General features: G+C 61.2%; 23 protein-coding genes. 9 read left to right on the forward strand and 14 right to left on the reverse strand.

Going from position 1 to position 19,810, the window contains the following annotated elements:
* Positions 1–33 precede the first annotated feature (33 nt).
* The 10 genes from tolB to aspS form a co-directional block, all read right to left on the reverse strand.
* The gene (gene tolB / locus MST27_RS04560; RefSeq protein WP_243604820.1) at positions 34–1,335 is read right to left on the reverse strand and encodes a Tol-Pal system beta propeller repeat protein TolB; all 1,302 of its coding nucleotides are present in this window, start codon (positions 1,333–1,335) and stop codon (positions 34–36) included.
* Positions 1,332–2,336: a cell envelope integrity protein TolA gene (gene tolA, locus MST27_RS04565; RefSeq protein ID WP_243604821.1), complete on the reverse strand. Its 1,005-nt coding sequence runs from the start codon at positions 2,334–2,336 to the stop codon at positions 1,332–1,334. Before tolA ends, tolB begins: the two co-directional genes overlap by 4 nt.
* Positions 2,336–2,788 (reverse strand): protein TolR, encoded by a 453-nt coding sequence (gene tolR / locus MST27_RS04570; RefSeq protein ID WP_243604822.1) that lies wholly within the window; start codon positions 2,786–2,788, stop codon positions 2,336–2,338. Before tolR ends, tolA begins: the two co-directional genes overlap by 1 nt.
* Before the next feature lie 12 nt (positions 2,789–2,800).
* On the reverse strand, positions 2,801–3,493 hold the full coding sequence (gene tolQ, locus MST27_RS04575; protein ID WP_243604823.1) for a protein TolQ: 693 nt from the start codon (positions 3,491–3,493) through the stop codon (positions 2,801–2,803).
* Between the two features lie 2 nt (positions 3,494–3,495).
* A complete protein-coding gene (gene ybgC, locus MST27_RS04580; RefSeq protein WP_243604824.1) occupies positions 3,496–3,939 on the reverse strand; it encodes a tol-pal system-associated acyl-CoA thioesterase in 444 nt (147 codons plus the stop codon).
* Positions 3,940–3,990: 51 nt separating this feature from the next.
* The gene (gene ruvB / locus MST27_RS04585) at positions 3,991–5,043 is read right to left on the reverse strand and encodes a Holliday junction branch migration DNA helicase RuvB (protein WP_243604825.1); all 1,053 of its coding nucleotides are present in this window, start codon (positions 5,041–5,043) and stop codon (positions 3,991–3,993) included.
* A 75-nt stretch (positions 5,044–5,118) separates the two neighbouring features.
* Complete coding sequence (gene ruvA / locus MST27_RS04590; protein ID WP_243604826.1) at positions 5,119–5,724, reverse strand: Holliday junction branch migration protein RuvA; 606 nt, start codon at positions 5,722–5,724, stop codon at positions 5,119–5,121.
* Positions 5,725–5,799: 75 nt separating this feature from the next.
* Positions 5,800–6,324, reverse strand: coding sequence for a crossover junction endodeoxyribonuclease RuvC (gene ruvC, locus MST27_RS04595; RefSeq protein ID WP_243604827.1), 525 nt, complete (start codon positions 6,322–6,324; stop codon positions 5,800–5,802).
* Between the two features lie 148 nt (positions 6,325–6,472).
* A complete protein-coding gene (locus MST27_RS04600) occupies positions 6,473–7,219 on the reverse strand; it encodes a YebC/PmpR family DNA-binding transcriptional regulator (RefSeq protein ID WP_243604828.1) in 747 nt (248 codons plus the stop codon).
* 76 nt (positions 7,220–7,295) lie between these two features.
* Positions 7,296–9,071, reverse strand: a complete 1,776-nt coding sequence (gene aspS / locus MST27_RS04605) for an aspartate--tRNA ligase (RefSeq protein WP_243604829.1) — start codon at positions 9,069–9,071, stop codon at positions 7,296–7,298.
* A 324-nt stretch (positions 9,072–9,395) separates the two neighbouring features.
* On the opposite strand from aspS, the gene MST27_RS04610 reads away from it, so the two are divergent.
* On the forward strand, positions 9,396–9,866 hold the full coding sequence (locus MST27_RS04610) for a Dps family protein (protein WP_243604830.1): 471 nt from the start codon (positions 9,396–9,398) through the stop codon (positions 9,864–9,866).
* 228 nt (positions 9,867–10,094) lie between these two features.
* On the forward strand, positions 10,095–10,721 hold the full coding sequence (locus MST27_RS22400; protein ID WP_275973090.1) for a cold shock domain-containing protein: 627 nt from the start codon (positions 10,095–10,097) through the stop codon (positions 10,719–10,721).
* Between the two features lie 24 nt (positions 10,722–10,745).
* On the opposite strand, the gene MST27_RS04620 is transcribed toward MST27_RS22400, so the two are convergent.
* Together MST27_RS04620 and MST27_RS04625 are read right to left on the reverse strand one after the other, a co-directional pair.
* Positions 10,746–10,952, reverse strand: a complete 207-nt coding sequence (locus MST27_RS04620; protein ID WP_243604831.1) for a SlyX family protein — start codon at positions 10,950–10,952, stop codon at positions 10,746–10,748.
* Between the two features lie 3 nt (positions 10,953–10,955).
* The gene (locus MST27_RS04625; protein WP_243604832.1) at positions 10,956–11,378 is read right to left on the reverse strand and encodes an HIT family protein; all 423 of its coding nucleotides are present in this window, start codon (positions 11,376–11,378) and stop codon (positions 10,956–10,958) included.
* Between the two features lie 457 nt (positions 11,379–11,835).
* Here MST27_RS04625 and MST27_RS04630 point away from each other — a divergent pair, with 457 nt between their 5' ends.
* From MST27_RS04630 to MST27_RS04645, 4 genes are all read left to right on the forward strand, one after another.
* On the forward strand, positions 11,836–13,116 hold the full coding sequence (locus MST27_RS04630; protein WP_243604833.1) for an OprD family porin: 1,281 nt from the start codon (positions 11,836–11,838) through the stop codon (positions 13,114–13,116).
* A gap of 156 nt (positions 13,117–13,272) precedes the next feature.
* Positions 13,273–14,988 carry a proline--tRNA ligase gene (locus MST27_RS04635; RefSeq protein WP_243604834.1) on the forward strand — a complete coding sequence of 572 codons (1,716 nt, stop codon included), beginning with the start codon at positions 13,273–13,275 and terminating at the stop codon, positions 14,986–14,988.
* Between the two features lie 8 nt (positions 14,989–14,996).
* Positions 14,997–15,950, forward strand: a complete 954-nt coding sequence (locus tag MST27_RS04640; RefSeq protein WP_243604835.1) for a hypothetical protein — start codon at positions 14,997–14,999, stop codon at positions 15,948–15,950.
* A 4-nt stretch (positions 15,951–15,954) separates the two neighbouring features.
* The gene (locus tag MST27_RS04645; RefSeq protein ID WP_243604836.1) at positions 15,955–16,527 is read left to right on the forward strand and encodes a lytic transglycosylase domain-containing protein; all 573 of its coding nucleotides are present in this window, start codon (positions 15,955–15,957) and stop codon (positions 16,525–16,527) included.
* A 62-nt stretch (positions 16,528–16,589) separates the two neighbouring features.
* Here MST27_RS04645 and MST27_RS04650 read toward each other — a convergent pair whose 3' ends face one another.
* Both MST27_RS04650 and MST27_RS04655 read right to left on the reverse strand, forming a co-directional pair.
* Positions 16,590–17,042 (reverse strand): TlpA family protein disulfide reductase, encoded by a 453-nt coding sequence (locus MST27_RS04650; RefSeq protein WP_243604837.1) that lies wholly within the window; start codon positions 17,040–17,042, stop codon positions 16,590–16,592.
* Between the two features lie 28 nt (positions 17,043–17,070).
* The gene (locus MST27_RS04655) at positions 17,071–18,291 is read right to left on the reverse strand and encodes a virulence factor BrkB family protein (protein WP_243604838.1); all 1,221 of its coding nucleotides are present in this window, start codon (positions 18,289–18,291) and stop codon (positions 17,071–17,073) included.
* Between the two features lie 157 nt (positions 18,292–18,448).
* Here MST27_RS04655 and arsC point away from each other — a divergent pair, with 157 nt between their 5' ends.
* Genes arsC through MST27_RS04670 form a run of 3 tightly spaced genes read left to right on the forward strand, consistent with a single transcriptional unit; the run spans position 18,449 to position 19,807 of the window.
* Positions 18,449–18,802: an arsenate reductase (glutaredoxin) gene (arsC, locus tag MST27_RS04660; protein ID WP_243604839.1), complete on the forward strand. Its 354-nt coding sequence runs from the start codon at positions 18,449–18,451 to the stop codon at positions 18,800–18,802.
* Positions 18,799–19,404, forward strand: a complete 606-nt coding sequence (gene wrbA, locus MST27_RS04665) for an NAD(P)H:quinone oxidoreductase (protein WP_243604840.1) — start codon at positions 18,799–18,801, stop codon at positions 19,402–19,404. The genes arsC and wrbA overlap by 4 nt, the downstream gene beginning before the upstream one ends.
* The gene (locus MST27_RS04670) at positions 19,397–19,807 is read left to right on the forward strand and encodes a DUF2069 domain-containing protein (protein WP_243604841.1); all 411 of its coding nucleotides are present in this window, start codon (positions 19,397–19,399) and stop codon (positions 19,805–19,807) included. Before wrbA ends, MST27_RS04670 begins: the two co-directional genes overlap by 8 nt.
* Positions 19,808–19,810 lie beyond the last annotated feature (3 nt).

The following is a 19,810-nucleotide window of genomic DNA, read 5'->3' on the forward strand; positions in this document are numbered from 1 at the left end:
GTGTTTTTGGTTAGGTAAAGCAGTTGTACCGCATCAGTTCAGGTAAGGGGACCACGATGGCTCACGGACTTCGCCTTGAGCAGTAGGAAGCGGGAGCCTAACTCGACCATTGATTGATACGAGCATCAAGACTCCCCGGCCCTGCTGGCGGGTCGCGTAGATTAGCATGGTGCCATTAGGCGCAACAGTGGGCGACTCATCTAAACTCGTGTCCGAAAGCAGTCGAAGGTTGCCGCGCTGAAGATCCTGCGCCGCCACCTTGAAGTTGGTGTAACCCTCCTGACGATGAATCATTACAAGAGTCTTTTCATCAGCCGATAGTTTCGGATTGGCGTTGTAGTTACCGACGAACGTGACCCGCTCTGCATTATTGCCACCCAGCCGCTGCTTGTAGATCTGCGGCTTGCCGGCACGGTCGGAGGTAAAGTAGATGGTCTGCCCATCGGCACCCCAGAACGGCTCGGTGTCGATCGCGTAATGATTCGTCAGACGCTGGAGCTGGCGTGACCCCAGATCCATCACGTAGACCTCCGGGTTGCCATCCTTCGAGAGCACGAACGCGAGGCGGTTGCCGTCCGGAGAGAAGGCCGGTGCGCCGTTCAAGCCCTCGAAATTGGTGATCTGTTCGCGACGCCCCGTATCGACGTGCTGAATGAAAATGCGTGGACGCTTCTGCTCGAACGATACGTAAGCGATGCGACGGCCATCCGGGGAATAGCGCGGTGACAGGATCGGTTCGCGGGATTGCAGCAGGGTCACGGCCCTGGCGCCATCATAGTCCGAACGCTGCAGCGTATAGCGGGTATTCGCGCCGCCCAAGCGCTCGGCCGTCACGTACAGCAGCCGCGTGGAGAAGGCCCCCTTGATACCGGTCAGCTTTTCGAAGGACTGATCGGCCACGTAATGCGCCATGTCGCGCAGCTGCTCCGGGCTGCCTCCGACGCTGCCGTTCATGACCTGCTGCTCGGTGTTGACGTTGAACACCTCGTAGCGGACCTGGAGCTTGCCACCGGATGGCTCGATATTGCCCACCACAACGTACTGGGCGCCAAGAGCCTTCCAGTCACGGAAGATGATTTCGCTGCCGCGGGTCGGCAGGCTGATCATGTTCTGCTTAGGGATGGGCTGGAAGATTCCAGTGTTGCGCATGTCATTGCCGACGATCTCGGCCATGTCTTCCGGAAGGAGACTCCCGCCCTGCCAGCCGAAAGGCACCACCGCGATAGGGATCGCCCGATCGGAGCCACTGGTCACCACGATGTTCTTCTCCTGCGCAGACGCGGTTCCCAACGCGAATGCAAGAAGAACGACGAAACCTCGAAGGTAATTGATCACAACGCAAGATCCTCAGGCGTGAATGTCATCGTGAACGAGCGATACGGCTGAAATTCCTGAGCAGAGAGCCCCTGCATCTCGGTCAGCCGACCAATGTTCTTCACCGCGGCAACCGCGGAATTGTCAAAAGGTGTATCGCCACTCGAACGGGAAACGCTTACGGCGGTGATGGTCCCGTCGGGCAGCATGTTCACCCGCAGCGACACCGACATGTTGTTACGTGCCGACGGCGGTCGTGTCCAGCCCTCCGCGGCGCGCATCCGAATCAGATCGTCGAAGTCGCCGGCGACTTGATCGCCTTGGGTATCAGCCATCGCCTGCTGCCGCTGGGTATCTTCCGAGAGCAGCTCAGCCAACGCCTGAGCCTTCTTGTCCTCTGCCGCTTTGCGTGCCGCTTCGGCAGCAGCCTTTTTCTTGGCCTCTTCGGCCGCTTTCTTTTTCGCCGCCTCGGCCGCAGCTTTTTTCTTCGCTTCTTCGGCCGCTTTCTTCTTGGCGGCTTCCGCTGCGGCTTTCTTTTTCGCTTCGTCGTCCGCTTTCTTTTTCGCCGCTTCATCTGCGGCCTTCTTCTTGGCGATTTCAGCCTGCTTTTTCTGCTCGGCAGCCTTCCTGGTCTCCTCAGCCTTTTTCGCCTCAGCCGCTTTCGCCGCCTGCGCCTTGGCTACCTCGGCCTTTCGAGCCTCTTCCGCCTTCTTTTGTTCCGCAGCCTGGGCGGCGGCCTGCCGTTGCTGCTCGACCTTGCGCTGCTCCATCTGCTCGGCTTCGTACTGCTTGGCGGAGGTCTTCTGCGCCTCGCCGGCAATCTTCTGGTTCGTCTGAGTCTTGGCCTGACTCTGAGACTTGAGCTGGTAAAGCGTGGCCTGCACGATCGGCTTGGATGGCGGCAAGTCTGGCGTCATCGCGAAGCTGACGAACAGCATGGCGAAGATGATGACGTGCAGCCCGACCGCAAGGATGGTCGGCCAGTAGTAGCTTTCAGACCGTGAACGTTCCGGCTGTTGCATCAGGGGGCCTCGGTGATCAGGCCGACGTTGCCGACACCCGCTTCCTGCAGCCCACCCATGGCCGCCATCACGGAGCCGTAGTCGACCGCCTTGTCACCACGCACGAACACCTGAATCTGCTGCCCCTGACTGCGGTTCTGATTCATGATCGCCGTGACGGCGCGGGTCATGTCTTCGAGCGTCAAGGCCTGATCCTGAACCGTGTCGGTGTCGACTTCGCTGCCGATGTTCCAGTAGTAGCTCTTGTCCGCCTTGATCGAGATGGTGAGCACTCGAGCATTGTTATCCTGCGGAAGCGCCTCACTGCTGACTTTCGGCAGGTCGACCTTGACCCCTTGGTTGAGCATCGGCGCGGTCACCATGAAGATGACGAGCAGGACCAGCATCACGTCGATGTAGGGCACCACGTTCATCTCGGCGACGGGCTTGCGTCTGTTGCGGATTCTTGCCATGGCCGGTGGGCCTCAATCTTCGGTGGTGTGAACTTTGCGATGCAGGATCGCCTGGAATTCGTCAGCGAAGGTGTAATAGCGCCCGATGAGCAACTCCCCACGCGCTGAGAAGCGGTTATAGGCAATGACGGCGGGAATCGCTGCGAACAGACCGATCGCCGTGGCAATGAGAGCCTCGGCGATACCCGGGGCAACGGTCGCCAGCGTCGCCTGCTGGACCTGCGCCAGTCCTCGGAAGGAATTCATGATGCCCCAGACCGTACCGAACAGGCCGATGTAGGGGCTCGTCGAGCCGACAGTCGCCAGGAATGGCAGACTCTGATCGAGCTTTTCTTCCTCTCGGGAAATCGCCACTCGCATGGCCCGGTTCACGCCGTCCATCACCGCATCGGGGTCAACGCCCTGCTGCTGCCGCAGGCGGGAAAATTCCTTGAAGCCCGCGCGAAAAATCTGCTCGACTCCCGAGTCCGGATCCGGGTTGCTACCAGCCTGGCGATACAGCTTGGACAAGTCGATACCGGACCAGAAGCGCTCTTCGAAACCGTCAAGCGCACGCTTGGCGGCGCGCAGCATATTGGTGCGCTGGAAAATCAGGATCCATGAGGTCACCGAGGCGCCCACCAGGATCAGCATCACCAGCTGCACGACGAAGCTGGCATTACTGATAAGGCTCCACATGGACATGTGATCGACGTTGGCTTCCACGCTTACTCTCCTGCTGGGGGTAGACCCGACTCGACGAACGCCGCTCGCAGCGATTCGGGAATGGGACGGGGTTTCAAACTCTTGGCACGTACACAGGCAACCAGAAACCGCCCTTCACAGAGCAGCTCGCCATCACCCGCTCGCCTTACCTGCTGGCGGAAACGCAGGCTTGCACGCTTAATCTCGATCACGTCGGCGCTTACCAGCAGTTCGTCGTCCAGGCGCGCCGGCGACAGATAACGCGCCTCGCTCGAATGCACGACGAAAAGCAGGTCTTCGCCGACCAGCTGCGACTGGGCGAAACCCAGGCTGCGCAACCGTTCGGTACGGGCCCGCTCCATGAACTTGAGGTAATTGACGTAGTAGACGATGCCGCCCGCATCGGTGTCCTCGTAGTAGACACGGCAGCGATGACTGAACGGTTGAGCATGTGATTCCGCGCGCATACTAGTGCCAGCCTTCGCAAATGCCAATTGGGTCGGACAACAATATTTTTGTCACTGTGTGTCGCCATCGAAGAGGTCGGCCACCGGGGATTCGCCCATGCGCCGCGGCAGATTCAGCCCGAAGTGCAGGTAGGCATGACGGGTCACCACCCGCCCCCGCGGTGTGCGCATGATGTAGCCCTGCTGGATCAGGTAAGGCTCGAGAACGTCCTCGATCGTGTGGCGCTCTTCACTGATCGCAGCGGCAAGGCTTTCGATGCCGACCGGGCCGCCGTCGAACTTCTCGATCAACGTCAACAGCAGGCGACGATCCTGATGATCGAGACCACGCTCATCGACGTCGAGCATGTTCAAGGCCTGATCGGCCGTGGCACGCGTGATCTGTCCATCACTGCGTACCTGGGCGAAATCCCGCACGCGCCGCAGCAGCCGGTTGGCGATACGAGGCGTGCCACGCGCGCGACGTGCGATCTCGAATGCCCCTTCGGCCTCGATGGACAAACCAAGGATGCCGGCCGAACGACTGACGATGGTGGCCAGATCCTGCGTGGAGTAGAACTCGAGTCGCTGGACAATGCCGAAGCGGTCGCGCAATGGATTGGTCAGCATCCCGGCCCGCGTCGTCGCGCCGACCAGGGTGAAGGGCGGCAAATCGAGCTTGATGGAGCGGGCCGCCGGGCCTTCGCCGATCATGATGTCGAGCTGGAAGTCCTCCATTGCGGGATATAGGACTTCCTCCACGATAGGCGAGAGGCGATGAATCTCGTCGACGAACAGCACGTCGCCGTCCTCGAGATTCGTCAGCAGCGCTGCAAGATCGCCAGGCCGCTCCAGCACCGGGCCGGAGGTGCTCTTGATCGAGACGCCCATTTCCTGGGCGATGATGTTGGCGAGTGTGGTCTTGCCGAGGCCGGGAGGCCCGAAGATCAGCGTGTGATCCAGGGCCTCGTTGCGCCCACGGGCAGCCTTGATAAAAAGGTCCATCTGTTCGCGGACCACGGGCTGGCCGATGTAGTCGCCCAGGCTGACGGGGCGTATCGCCCTGTCGAACTGTTCCTCGCGGTCACGACCGCCAGCGGTCACGAGACGATCGGCTTCGATCATGGCGCGACGCCTCTTGTGCGCTCGCCATGGACAGGATGCGCCCCTCGCTTACGCTCGATGAAAAGCACGTCCACGCTAGACCATCCCCTTGAGGGCACGGCGAATCAGATCTTCACTGCTCAAATCTTCTTCCTGTACGGCGGCTACTGCACGGCTCGCCTCTTGCGGCTTGAAGCCAAGGGATATCAATGCGCTGACGGCGTCGTTCTCGGCGCTTGAGACTGCCACAGTTCCGCGGGGTTCCACCACCAACGTAGCGATGGACGGCATGGTTTCCCACGCCTTGAAACGGTCCTTCAATTCCACCAACAAGCGCTCGGCGGTCTTTTTGCCGACGCCGGGTATCTTGACCAGCACGGAAGTATCCTGCGCCTGAACGCAACGCACCAGCTCATCGACTTCAAGACCGGACATGAGCGCCAGTGCCAGCTTCGGACCCACCCCGTTGAGCCGGATCAACTCGCGGAACAGCTCGCGGTCGCGCTTTTCCGCGAAGCCGTAGAGCAGATGCGCGTCCTCCCGCACCACCAGGTGAGTATGCAGGGTTACCGGTTCACCGACCGCCGGCAAGCGGTAGAGCGTAGTCATGGGGACTTCCACCTCGTAGCCCACGCCGTTGAGGTCGAGAATCAGGTGAGGCGGCTGTTTCTCCGCCAGCGTTCCGCGCAAACGTCCGATCACTGTCATGCATCCTCTTGCGACGAGCACGTGCGGCTCGCCAGGTTGTTCATCTGGCACGCGCCAGTGCCTCGTGGATCAAAGCCGCAAGCGCCCGCCTCGTCGTTTGGCTCCAGCCAGGCCATGCGGAATCAGGCTTTGTCGGTGATGCGCGTGGCACAGCGCAATAGCCAGCGCGTCGGACGCATCAATCTGCGGTTTCTGAGTCAGTTTCAACAGGTGCATCACCATCAGCTGGACCTGCTGCTTGTCGGCACCGCCCGTACCGGCGATGGCCTGCTTGACCTGGGTGGCGGTGTACTCGGAAATCTGCAACCCCTGTTGCGTCGCAGCGACGATGGCCGCGCCGCGGGCCTGCCCAAGCTTGAGCGCGGAGTCGGCGTTGCGGGCCATGAAAACCTGCTCGATGCCCATGGTGACCGGCCCGTGCAGGCGAATCACCTCACCGACCCCCTCGAACACTGCTTGCAGGCGCTCGGCGAGCAGGCCACTGCCGGTGCGGATGCAGCCGGACGCGACGTATTCACAGGTTCGACCGTTGTCACGCACCACGCCGTAGCCTGTAATCCGCGAGCCAGGGTCGATGCCAAGGATGAGCGTCATGCCGCCGCCGTACTGTCTATTTATCCAGGCGCCAGTATAAGGAGATGAGCGCGACGCAGCCAGCCATGCAATGCGAGGTCGTTCGAGCCTCAAGAAAAAAGCCGGAAGCACCCGAGGCGACTTCCGGCTCGATACCCGGCGAGATGGCTCAGTCCAGTTGCTCCATGATCTCATCCGGGATTTCGGCGTTGTGATAGACGTTCTGCACGTCGTCGAGGTCTTCCAGCGCATCGATCAGGCGCAACACCTTCTGCGCAGTTTCCAGGTCAGCGACAGGCGCGGCGATGGACGGGATCATGGCAATATCCGCCTCCTCGCTCTTGAAGCCTGCCGCGCTCAAGGCTTCGTTCACCGCATGGAACTCGGTGAAGCTGGTGGAAACCAGCGCCGAACCGTCCTCGCCCATTTCCACATCGTCAGCGCCGGCTTCGAGCGCCGCCTCCATCAGGGCGTCCTCATCCACGCCGGCAGCAAAGCTGATCTGGCCCTTTCGGTCGAACATGTACGCCACCGAGCCGTCAGTACCCAGGTTTCCACCGTGCTTGCTGAAGGCATGGCGCACCTCGGCAGCCGTACGATTGCGGTTGTCGGTCATGGCCTCGACGATGAGCGCAACGCCACTCGGTGCATACCCTTCGTAGGTCAGCTCGACGACGTTGTCGGCTTCGTTGTTGCCGGCACCGCGCGCGATGGCGCGATCGATCACGTCGCGGGACATGTTCGCAACCAGGGCCTTGTCCACGGCCAGGCGCAGGCGCGGGTTATCGGCAGGGACCGCCCCGCTCTTGGCGGCGACAGTCAGCTCGCGGATCAGCTTGGTGAAAATCTTGCCGCGCTTGGCGTCCTGGCGCCCCTTGCGATGCTTGATGTTGGCCCATTTGGAATGCCCAGCCATTAACTGCCTCCCTTTGCGATCAACTTTTCAACATGCTCAAACCAAGAGCCCAGGTCTCCCTGGGCTCCGGCCATCATCATTCGGCTTTCGGCTGCTCGCGCAGACGAATGTGCAGCTCGCGCAACGCCTTGGCATCAACCGCACCCGGCGCCTGGGTCATCACGTCCGCGGCGCTCTGGGTTTTCGGGAAGGCAATGACTTCGCGGATCGATTGCGCACCTGTCATCAGCATCACCAGGCGATCGAGACCGAACGCCAGACCACCGTGCGGCGGCGCACCGAACTTCAGAGCATCGAGCAGGAAGCCGAACTTCTCGTTCTGCTCTGCTTCGTCGATGCCGAGGATGCGGAACACCGTCTGCTGCATTTCCTTGCGGTGGATACGAATCGAGCCGCCGCCGAGCTCGGTGCCGTTAAGCACCATGTCGTATGCGCGCGACAGCGCGGCGGCGGGATTGGCCTCCAGCACCTCAGGTGTGCACTTCGGTGCGGTGAAGGGATGGTGCAGCGCGCTCAACGAGCCGTCGTCGTTCTCTTCGAACATCGGGAAATCCACGACCCACATCGGTGCCCACTCACAGGTAAGCAGATTGAGGTCATGGCCGAGCTTGATGCGAAGCGCACCGAGCGCTTCGGAAACGATCTTGGCCTTGTCGGCACCGAAGAACACGATGTCGCCATCGACCGCACCCACGCGATCGAGGATGACAGTGAGCTTGTCCTCCGGAATGTTCTTGACGATCGGTGACTGCAGACCCTCGACGCCCTTGGCACGCTCGTTGACCTTGATGTAAGCCAGGCCCTTCGCACCATAGATGCCGACGAACTTGGTGTAATCGTCGATCTGCTTGCGCGGCATGCTCGCCCCGCCCGGTACCCGCAGCGCGGCTACGCGGCACTTGGGATCGTTGGCCGGGCCGGCGAAGACCTTGAACTCGACTTCCTGCAGTTGGTCAGCGACATCGACCAGCTCCAGCGGGATACGCAGGTCCGGCTTGTCCGAACCGTACCGGCGCATGGCCTCCTCGAAGGGCATGTGCGGGAACTCACCGAACTCGACGCCCAGGACTTCCTTGAACAGCTTGCGCACCATCCCCTCGGTAATGCCGATGATGTCGGACTCGTCGAGGAAGCTGGTCTCGATGTCGATCTGGGTAAATTCCGGCTGACGGTCGGCGCGCAGATCTTCGTCGCGGAAGCACTTGGCGATCTGGTAGTAGCGATCGAAGCCAGCGACCATCAGCAACTGCTTGAACAGCTGCGGCGACTGGGGCAGCGCGAAAAAGCTGCCGGGATGGGTACGGCTGGGCACCAGATAGTCCCGTGCGCCTTCAGGGGTGGCACGGGTGAGGATGGGCGTCTCGACATCGAGGAAGCCGTTCTCGTCCAGGTAGCGACGAATGCTGGTGGTAATACGCGAACGCAGCTTGAGCTTCTCCGCCATCTCCGGACGCCGCAGGTCGATGAAGCGGTACCGCAGGCGAGTTTCCTCACCGACATCACTGTATTCGTTCAGAGGGAACGGCGGGGTTTCCGCATCGTTCAGCACTTCGAGCTCGTAGCCCAGCACCTCGATGGCACCGGACGCCATGTTCGGATTGACCGCACCGGCCGGGCGCAGGCGCACCTTGCCGGTAATCCTGACGACATACTCACTGCGCACCTTGTCCGCCGTGGCGAAGGTCTCGGCGCGGTCCGGATCGAAGACGACCTGGGCCAACCCCTCACGATCACGGATGTCGAGGAAGATCACCCCGCCGTGGTCCCGGCGGCGGTGTACCCAACCGCAAAGCGTGATTTCCTGGCCGTCCAGGCTTTCGTTCAACTGGCCGCAATAGTGGCTGCGCATCATGGTGGCGTTCGCTTCTCGTATCTTTGAAATTCGTTGGATCGCGCGATTGGCGACGAGGCGGTCGTGCCGCTTTGGACAGAGCCTGTAGCCCTGGTCGCCAAATGCGGCTCCGCGTGAAACAAGCGCGGGAGTATATCCCGTTAATCGAGGCAAAGCAGCCGATGCCTATAGACCCAGACGATCAAGGCAATAGCGTCAATCAGGGAACCGCGCTGGCACCAGGCATTCGAACGCATCAGGCCCGTGCGGCAAAAACGCACCTTTAACCGCTCGAGCCGTTTTTCTGGCATAACTGTCAGCCATATTCACCAACGGGAGACCACCATGGAAATCGACATCGGTATTGCCGAACAGGACCGCGCCGCCATTGCCGAGGGCTTGTCCCGCTTGCTGGCCGACACCTACACCCTTTACCTCAAGACGCACAATTTTCACTGGAACGTGACAGGGCCTATGTTCAACACCCTGCACACCATGTTCGAAACCCAGTACACCGAACTGGCTACTGCAGTCGATGACATTGCTGAACGGATCCGCGCGCTTGGCTTCCCCGCGCCGGGCACCTATTCGGCTTATGCGCGTCTGTCCTCGATCAAGGAGCAAGAAGGCATCCCGTCTGCAGACGAGATGATCAAATTGCTCGTCGAAGGCCAGGAGGCGGTCGTACGCACCGCGCGCGGCATTTTCCCCCTGCTAGAGAAAGTCAGCGATGAACCTACCGCCGACCTGCTGACGCAACGCATGCAGATCCATGAGAAGACCGCATGGATGCTGCGTAGCCTGCTGGCCGCCTAACGGCTGACTGTTACCCTGGTGGAGCCGGCAATCCCGGCTTCGCCTCCCCTCGCCCCCCCGCTCAAGCGCACTTCTATGCTGCTACCGCGGTTTGAGCGCCCTTCTTCTTTGCTGTTAAATACGCCCGCGTCGCCACAGGCACTTCTCCAAACGCGCAGCGCTTTTCCAGTCTGCGATTCACGCCCGCGGCCGTCGTGTTCTTCGCTATTTAACTGTGAGTTTCAATCAATGCTTAGAGTCATTCATGTTCTGATCGGAGCCGCCGCGCTCCTGCTCTCATTCGCCCCCAGCCTGATGGGTGGCCCGTCACCTCTGACGCACTCGGACGCGCTTTCATTGCTGTTCATCGGCTTGCTCAATGCGCAATTCGCCGCCTCGGCAAACACTATCAGCAACGGGCGTACCGTGGTCATCGGCGCGTCAATCCTGCTAATCGTCGCAGCCGTTGTGCAGGTCCTCGTACTGTTGGCCCCCATCGGCCTGCTGGCCGGTCAGCCGGCCACGCTCGCCAGCGTCGCACTGGCACTGGTAGCCGTGCTGCTTCACCTCGGTGCGGCGCAAAGTGACAGGGTGCCCGCCGTACGCACGACCAAAACGCCGGCGAACCCTGCAAAGCCTCGGGCACGGTCCAGCGCACCGGCAGTGGGACGTGAAACCGGCACGGTGAAGTGGTTCAACACGTCAAAGGGATTCGGCTTTATTTCGCGCGATAGCGGTGATGATGTTTTCGTGCACTTTCGCGCCATTCGCGGGGAAGGCCACCGCGTGCTGATCGAAGGCCAGCGGGTCGAGTTCACCATCATGATGCGCGACAAGGGTCTCCAGGCCGAAGACGTGGTTGCGACGGCCTCCTGATGCGCCCATGCCGCCGACCGCATGTCAATAATGCGGCGGCGGCACCTCTTCCGATTCCCCACCCACAGTGCTTTGCAGTTCCGCTTGCCGCCGCGCGAGCACCTCGACCTGAGCCTGTAGGCGTTCGATCACCTTCTGCTGTTCGACCAGGACGTCGTTGAGCGCCTGAACGGTGTCGTCCTGAAAGGCCAACCGTGTTTCGAGGTCGGCGATACGCTGCTCCATTTCCATCGTCTACTCCAAAAACCTGAATTCGCCAGTCATGACCAGCTCGAGTTTGCGCCTGATGGCAGCGACCTGCTCGGCCGCGTAAGGCTGCGCCGGACGATGCCCCCAGACCGGCGCAGGCCATGCCGCATCGCCGCGCCGGCGGGCGATCACATGGACATGCAGCTGGCTGACAACGTTACCCAGCGTTGCAACGTTCATCTTGTCCGCCTGAAAAGTGTCCTTGACGATTTCAGCCAGAGCGGTCGCCTCGCGCCACAGCGCTTGCTGATCAGAGGCATCCAGCTGAAACAACTCGCTGGTTTCCTCCCGACGCGGCACGACAATGAACCACGGATAATTCGCGTCGTTCATCAATAGCAGGCGACACAACGGAAAGTCCCCGATAGCAACCGTATCGTGCTCAAGGCGTGGGTCCAGTTCAAACATTAAGTCTCACTCCCGCAGATATATCTCATGTACAGGCAATGGCCTGCGTCCTGAATCAAGCATAGCCTTGCAGCCACCCGGCAAACAGTCTCCGACAGCGCACCGGATCGAGGCACGCATACCGTTCCCAGGCCCGATATTGGCGCAGAGCGGCGGCGATTCAGCACATCGGACCACCAGCCGAACGGCATTGGGAGTTTGTGCACGCTTATTGCTAACCGTCTGCAGGGCACGAATTTAGGGGGGAGAAAAACTGTAATGACTGCGCTAAGCTTGCCGTCGCAAGTTTACCCAGCTACACAGTAATTCTCGGAAATACATTCCTAGGCTTGCTGCAGGTTTACGACCAGCTAGGCAGACATGGATTGAATTGAGCTTGTATACGACCAATAAGATGCCTCTTTCCGGCGCACGCAGGAAAGCAAGCACCAATTTGAAACCAAAGGAGCAATCACGCATGAAAGTGATGAAGTGGAGCGTTATCGCCATGGCCGTTGCGGCCGGCACGTCGCAAATGGCGCTGGCGTCCAGCCAGTCCGAATCGGAAGGCTTCGTCGAAGGCAGCAGCCTGACCATCCTCAACCGCAACCTGTACATGAACCGTGACTTCCGTGACAACGGCGCCGGTGGCGATGAGACAGAGAACGGCCAGAGCTATCGCGAAGCCTGGGGCCATGGTTTCATCGGCACCTTCGAGTCCGGCTTCACCCAGGGCACCATCGGTGTCGGTGTCGATGCCATCGGCCTGCTGGGCGTCAAGCTCGACAGCGGTACCGATCGCGCATGGCCCGATGTCTTCCCGCGAGACGGCGAAGGTCGGCCGCAGGACGACTATTCCCAGGCTGGAGCGGCCGTCAAGTTCCGTCTTTCAGACACCGTACTGAAGTACGGCACGCAGTTTGTTGCATTGCCGGTCTTCTCTACCGATGACGCTCGCCTGCTGCCGGAAACCGCACGCGGCGCCCTGCTGACCAGCAGCGAAATCGAAGGGCTCGAACTGAACGTCGGTCGCTTCACCTCTCTGAGCGCGAAATCCGAAGCAGACCACGACTCGGTTGGCCTGGACGAAATCAACTTCGTCGGCGGCACCTATGCGTTTACCGATAACTTCAGCACCTCGCTGTATTACTCGGACGTAAAAGACGCGTTCGAAAAGATCTATGGTAACGCCAACTACAATATGGCGCTTGCTGACGACCAATCGCTGGCGTTCGACTTCAACATCTACAAAAGCGACTACGATTCCGAAATCACTGGCACTGGCAGCGATGAGGACAACACCATCTGGAGCCTGGCAGCCACCTACTCGCTTGGCGCTCATGGCTTCACGGTCGCTTACCAGAAGTCTCACGGCGGCTTTGACACCAACGGCTACATCTACGGCATCGACGGCGGCGGCACCGTATGGCTGGGCAACTCCGTTCAGTACTCCGACTTCTACTATGAAGACGAGCAGTCCTGGCAGGTCCGCTATGACCTCGACATGGCGGCCTACGGCGTATCGGGTCTTAGCTTCATGACCCGTTACATCGACGGTAGCAACATCAATATGGGCGCTGGTAATCCTGACGCAGAAGAATCCGAGTGGGACATCGAAGCCAAGTACGTCTTCCAGGAGGGCCCTGCCAAGGACCTGTCCCTGCGCGTACGTCAGGCCTTCTACCAGGCCACCAACGGCTTGGACAACGACCTGAGCGACACCCGTCTGATCGTCGAGTACCCGCTGAGCATCCTGTAACACCGCTCCGCATCGTTACTCGTGCAACACAGGAAGCCCGGCACCCGCCGGGCTTCTTCGTTTCATCCGCATAGACGGAACGATTCTGTACGGCACCCGACCGCCACCGTACAATGCCGGGCCAAATTCCCAGCTTTGCAAGGACACAACGGCCAGATGCGCACCAGTCAGTTCCTGCTCTCGACCCTCAAAGAAACACCCTCCGATGCGGTGGTGATCAGCCATCAACTGATGCTGCGTGCCGGCATGATCCGCAAGCTCGCCTCCGGCCTGTACACCTGGATGCCGATGGGACTGCGCGCACTGCGCAAGGCCGAAGCGATCGTGCGCGACGAAATGAACAAGGCTGGCGCACTCGAAGTGCTTATGCCGGCAATCCAGCCGGCCGAGCTGTGGCAGGAGTCGGGACGCTGGGTCCAGTACGGCCCTGAGCTGCTGCGCCTGAAGGATCGCCATGATCGCGAGTTCTGCGTCGGCCCGACTCACGAAGAGGTCATCACCGACCTCGCACGTAACGAGCTCAACAGCTACAAGCAGCTGCCCATCAATTTCTACCAGATTCAGACCAAGTTCCGTGACGAGATCCGCCCGCGCTTCGGCCTGATGCGCGGGCGCGAATTCCTGATGAAAGACGCCTATTCCTTCCATCTGGATCAGGACTCGCTGCAGCAGACCTACGACCGCATGCATCAGGCCTACTGCAACATTTTCACGCGCCTGGGCCTCGACTATCGTCCCGTCCAGGCCGATACCGGATCCATTGGCGGTACCGGCTCGCATGAATTTCACGTACTGGCCGAATCCGGCGAAGACGACATAGCGTTTAGCGACAGCTCCGACTACGCCGCCAATATCGAGAAAGCCGAAGCCATACCGCGAGAGACCGAGCGTGGCGCCGCCACTGAAAAACTGCGTCTGGTCGACACACCAAACTGCAAGACAATTGCCGCGCTGGTCGAGCAGTTTCAGCTACCGATCGAGAAGACCATCAAGACCCTGGTGGTCCGCGGCATCGAGAAAGGTCAGCTGGTTGCCCTGGTCGTACGTGGCGACCACGAGCTGAACGAAATCAAAGCGGCGAACCTGGCGCAGGTCGAGAGCCCGCTCATGTTCGCCACGGATGAGGAAATCCGTGCCGCCATCGGCGCCGGCCCTGGCTCTCTGGGCCCGTTGAACCTGCCGATCCCCTGCGTCATTGACCGTTCGGTAGCGCTGATGAACGATTTCGCTGCCGGCGCCAACGAAGATGACAAGCACTACTTCGGCATCAACTGGGAACGCGACCTGCCGCTGCCCGAGGTGGCCGACCTGCGCAACGTGGTGGCCGGCGACCCCAGCCCGGACGGCAAGGGCACGCTGGTGATCAAGCGCGGTATCGAGGTGGGGCATATCTTCCAGCTCGGCACCAAGTACAGCCAGGCCATGAACTGCCAGGTCATGGGCGAGAACGGCAAGCCGGTCACCCTGACCATGGGCTGCTACGGCATTGGCGTTTCGCGTGTCGTGGCGGCGGCCATCGAACAGAACTACGACGACAGAGGCATTCTCTGGCCGGACGCCCTGGCGCCTTTCCAGATCGCACTGGTACCGATGAAGTACGAGAACGAGGCCGTTCGTCAGGCAACCGATGCGCTCTACGACCAACTCTGCGCCGCCGGTTTCGAAGTTCTGCTCGACGACCGTGACAAGAAGACCAGTCCGGGCGTCAAATTCGCCGACATGGAACTGGTGGGCATTCCGCATCGGATCGTCATTGGCGACCGAGGGCTGGCCGAAGGCACGCTGGAATACAAGCATCGCCGCGACGCGGAAGCCCAGGCCGTTCCAGCTGCCGATATCCTCGAGTTCATCAATTCGCGTATCAAACGCTGACGGACATCATGCTCAACCGAAGTGCTCATGCTTCAACCTGCGCCACGCTCTGCGTGGCGCTTCTGCTCGCAGGCTGTGCCAACCATTTGCCGCAACGCAGCGAAAACGAGGCCCGAACGGAGCGCAAGCTGCTCGATCACAGCCTGCGTATCGAAGTTGGCGAGCCCGTGCTGGAACTGCCACAGCGGCGAATTCGCATATTCGACCAGAAGACCTTCGAGGTTACCGATTTCGAGGTCACGCGTCGCTACGATCGCTATACGCCCTACCAGCCCTGGCGCGAGCTGTACGAGATCCCATTGGGTGCGGTCGCCATCGTGGCCGGTGTCGGCGCCAATGTGCTCAACGTCGTGCTGCTGGGCAATTTGCCGGAAAGCGCAACACGCGACTGGATCAGCTATGGGTTCGCAGGCCTCAACCCGTTTCTCAACACCGAATCCAACGGGCGTTCGCAGCAGAACCTGGCTCGCCTGGAGGAGCAGCGGCGCGACGCCCGACTCGAATACACGAGCCTACCCTGGGCGGAACGCCCGGTGCAGGTGGCAGCCGGCAGCGAGCTGCACGAGCTGAGTACCGATCGCAACGGCGTGCTTCGGCTCAACCTGCTCGACGGCCCCTTCCCCGAGCAGGACATCAGCCAGATTGGCCGGCTGGTATTGCAGGTGCGTGATCCCGAGGACGGCACGCAGGCCGACGCGGTACTTCTGGTCAGCCGCAATCTGCGCAGCAAGCTATTGGAAGCGCATGACCTCATCTTCGACGACCTCGAAGGAGACGACGTCGAGCAGTGGGTGCACCGCGTCAAGCGTCTGTCCGAATTGGGCCTTGAGGAAGAAGCCAGTGAGCTGGAGCAGAGCCTGATCGAACTGACCCGCAACGATCCCGACCTGCAGCAGGAATTCTTGCGTGCACTGATGCAGGACGCAGGTCGCCAGGCCAGAGACCCGGGCGAAGACGGCTGAGCCAATGAAGTATCCGTATTGGCTTTGCGCGCTGACCCTGGTCGTCGCCATGCAGGCAAGCGCCTCGATCCGCCAGGCTCCCGAGCCGGAACTGCGGGACCTCATGCAACGCACCGTGGCCGAAGCGGGCAGTTTCCAGGACCGCTTCGATGCCGAAGTCTGGCTACTGGACATGTCGACGCGCCTCAAGCGCTTCATGCCTGATGCTGGGGAGCGCCTGACGCTGCTGCGCCTGGTGCATCAGGAGGCCAGCAAAGCCGGGCTGAAGCCGGAGTGGGTCCTTGCGTTGATACATGCAGAGAGCCACTTCGACCGCTTCGCCATCTCCAGCGTCGGCGCTCAGGGCATGATGCAGGTGATGCCCTTCTGGAAGGCCGAGCTGGGGCGACCGCAGGACAATCTGACCGACAACGCCACCAACCTGCGCTACGGCTGCACCATCCTCAGCTACTACCTGAAGAAGGAAAACGGCGACATCAACCGGGCCCTTGCGCGCTATAACGGCAGCCTGGGCAAACCTCACTATCCGGCCAAGGTCCTGGGCTTCTGGCAGGATTTTTGGTATGTGCGCCCCTGAAACCATGAGCAGGTCGAGGGCTAGCCACGCAGGGTGTCGTGCCGGATAGCGGCCGAGTCGTCCTAACCGCCCTTGCGCAGCGTATCGAGGCGTGCCAGCAAGCCTTCTTGGGTCTGCTCGCCAACCAGACTCTCACGCACCTCGCCGTCGGGACCGACAATCACCGTCACGGGCAGGACGGCGCTGCGCGATAAGCCGAGCCGCTCCGTCGGGTCCACGCTCAGCACCCGGAAACGGATGCCGAGCGCTTCTGCAGCCGCTACCAGCTCCTCGCCCTGCAGCTCGTCGAAGTTCACACCCAGGACGGTGATGTCTTCGCTCGATGCGTCGAGCGCGTTGAGCTCAGGAATTTCGGTACGACAGGGACCACACCATTCCGCCCAGTAGTTCACCAGCACCCAGTCGCCTTCCAGGTCCCGGCCGGCAACTTCCTGGCCGCGCGCATCAGGACCCCAGCTCTCGCTGCAGCCGACCAGTGCCAGGCAGGCCAATAAGCCCATGCACCTTGAAATCATCGTGTTTTCCTTTTTCATACCGTTCAAATCAGGTGCGCTCCGCATGCAGCCAGTCGGCCACGCTACCGCCAAACAGGTTTGCCTGTTCCTTGCGTAGCAGTTCCAGCGCCTGGCGCAAGGGCGGATACCAGGGTTCGTCGAGCTGTTCGGGCAAGTCATGCACCGCAGACAAGGGCCAGGGGCTGTTCTGCAGCAAGCGATCAAAACTGTAGTTGTTCAGATCACGGCAGAGGACCCAGGCGGACGAACCCGTCCGGCATACGAGCCGCTCACGTTCGAAGAACTCGAGAATTTCGTCCCACTCATCCTCCGGCAATTGCCAGCCCTTGCGATGGGCATCACGCAGCCCTACCTCCCTACCGGCCTGGTGCCCCTCGTAAAGCACGCGCAGCAATCCCAACATCACGATCAGCCTGGGCAGTGCGCGGCGCCGCCATTGTTGCGATGACGACAACCCGCAGACCAGCTCGGCCCCGAACAGCACGATCATCCAGGACAGGTAGACCCAGAGCAGAAACAACGGCACCGCAGCGAAGGCACCATAGATCAGCTGATAGCTTGGAAAATAGCTGACATACAGGCCGAAAGCCTGTTTGGCGGCTTCGAATAGAACCGCGGTGAACAACCCGCCGACCGCGGCATGCCTGAGCGGAACACGCGTATTGGGCACGGCGGCGTAGATCAGTGTGAACGCCGCGACACTGAACACCAGTGGCATGATCTTCAATACCGTGCCGGCGCCTATCAGCGCATGGGGGCCCGAGATCAGCGACAACGAAGTGATGTAGGTGCTCATCGCGAAGCCGGCCCCCAGCAACAGGGGGCCGAGGCTCAGGATCGCCCAGTAGAGCAGGAAGCTCGACATCCCACGGCGCGGCTGGCGGACGCGCCAGATGAGGTTGAAAGCCTTCTCGATGGTCAACAGCATCATAAGGGCGGTCGCCATCAGGAAGCCCACCCCGAACCAGGTCAGTTGGCGCGCCTGGTCCGTGAAGGCCACCAGGTACTCCTGGATCGTCGCCCCGGTCGAAGGAATGAAGTTGTTGAACACGTACCCCTGGATCTGCTCGCCAACCCCCTGGAACGCCGGAATCGCAGCCAGCATGGCGAAGGTGACGGTCATCATCGGCACCACGGCGAACAGCGTGGTATAGGTCAGCGCAGCCGCGCTGTGGGGGCCCCGATCTGCCAGAAATCGCTTGACGAGGAAACGGCCGAAATCGACCAGGTCACGTAGCCGTTGATGCATGCCTTCTCCTCAAAACGATTCGCAAGCGGTATTGCCTCCTGCGGGCGCGGACACGTCGATGGATCGGACCTGCCAGCGTGCACGACCGAGCGGCGTTTCAGGCCAGGCGGCATTGAAGGTTAGAATGGCCAACTTACTTGCCGGGAAGCAACCCAGAATGTCCGACCACATCCTTTATCACAACCCGCGCTGTTCGAAATCGCGCGGCGCCCTCGAACTGCTCGAAGCGCGCGGCGTTCAGCCCACCGTCATTCGCTACCTGGAAACCCCTCCCGACGCCGAGGAGCTTGCTCGCCTGCTGGCGCGCCTGGGCATCAGCCCACGGCAGTTGCTGCGAACCGGGGAAGAGGAATATCGGACGCTCGGCCTCGCTGATGCCAGCCTCAGCGACGCGGAGCTGATCGCCGCCATGGTCGCTCACCCGCGCCTGATCGAGCGCCCCATCTTCATTTCCGGTGACCGTGCCGTGATCGGCCGCCCGCCGGAGAAGGTGCTGGAGCTACTGCCATGAGCGCGTCGTACGTTCTGGTGCTGTATTACAGCCGCCACGGCGCGACCGCCGAGATGGCCCGACAGATTACGCGCGGTGTCGAGCAGGCCGGTCTGGAGGCTCGCCTGCGCACGGTTCCGGCCGTCTCGACGGAATGTGAAGCGGTGGCGCCGGCAATCCCTGATGAAGGCGCGGTCTACGCCACGCTGGACGATCTGAAGCACTGCGCCGCCTTGGCCCTCGGCAGTCCTACCCGCTTCGGCAACATGGCTGCCCCGATGAAATATTTCCTCGACGGCACGAGCGGGCTCTGGCTCACCGGCGAGCTGGTCGGCAAGCCCGCCGGCGTATTCACTTCCACGTCCAGCCTGCATGGCGGCCAGGAATCGACCCTACTGTCGATGCTGCTGCCGCTGCTCCACCACGGGATGCTGGTGCTCGGTCTGCCCTACAGCGAAAACGCCCTGCTGGAGACGCGTGGCGGCGGTACGCCGTACGGCCCGAGCCATCATGCCGGCGCCGATGGCAAGCGCGCCCTGGACGAACAGGAGATCGCCCTGTGCCGTGCGCTCGGTACGCGACTCGCACAAACCGCCAAGCGCCTGGAGAACAACCTTGGCTAGAACGCCCAAGCCTCTGCCATCACTCGACTGGCTCGCACCGAGGGTCCGGCTCAGCCGTGCCGTTGCACTGGCGAGTTTCGTCGGCCTCGCGGTACTCCTGCTGGTCTGGAACCTGGCCTTCGCCGACCTGCATGGTGCGCGCACCTGGGTGGTGGTCGGCATCCAGCTGGTTCCCCTGCTACTGGTCGCGCCTGGAATGATCGCCGGTAGCCCTCGGGCGCACGCCTGGACTTGCTTCATCGTGAATCTGTACTTCATCCAAGGCGTCCTGGCCGCGATAGACCCGGCACGGATGCTGTACGGATGGGTCGAGGCGCTGGTCAGCCTGACGTTGTTCGTCAGCGCCCTGCTCTACACGCGCTGGGCGTATCAGTACGAACGCAAACAGGCCGGAGAAAGCTGATCG

The organism is Stutzerimonas marianensis, assembly GCF_022810315.1.
GTDB classification, from domain to species: domain Bacteria; phylum Pseudomonadota; class Gammaproteobacteria; order Pseudomonadales; family Pseudomonadaceae; genus Stutzerimonas; species Stutzerimonas marianensis.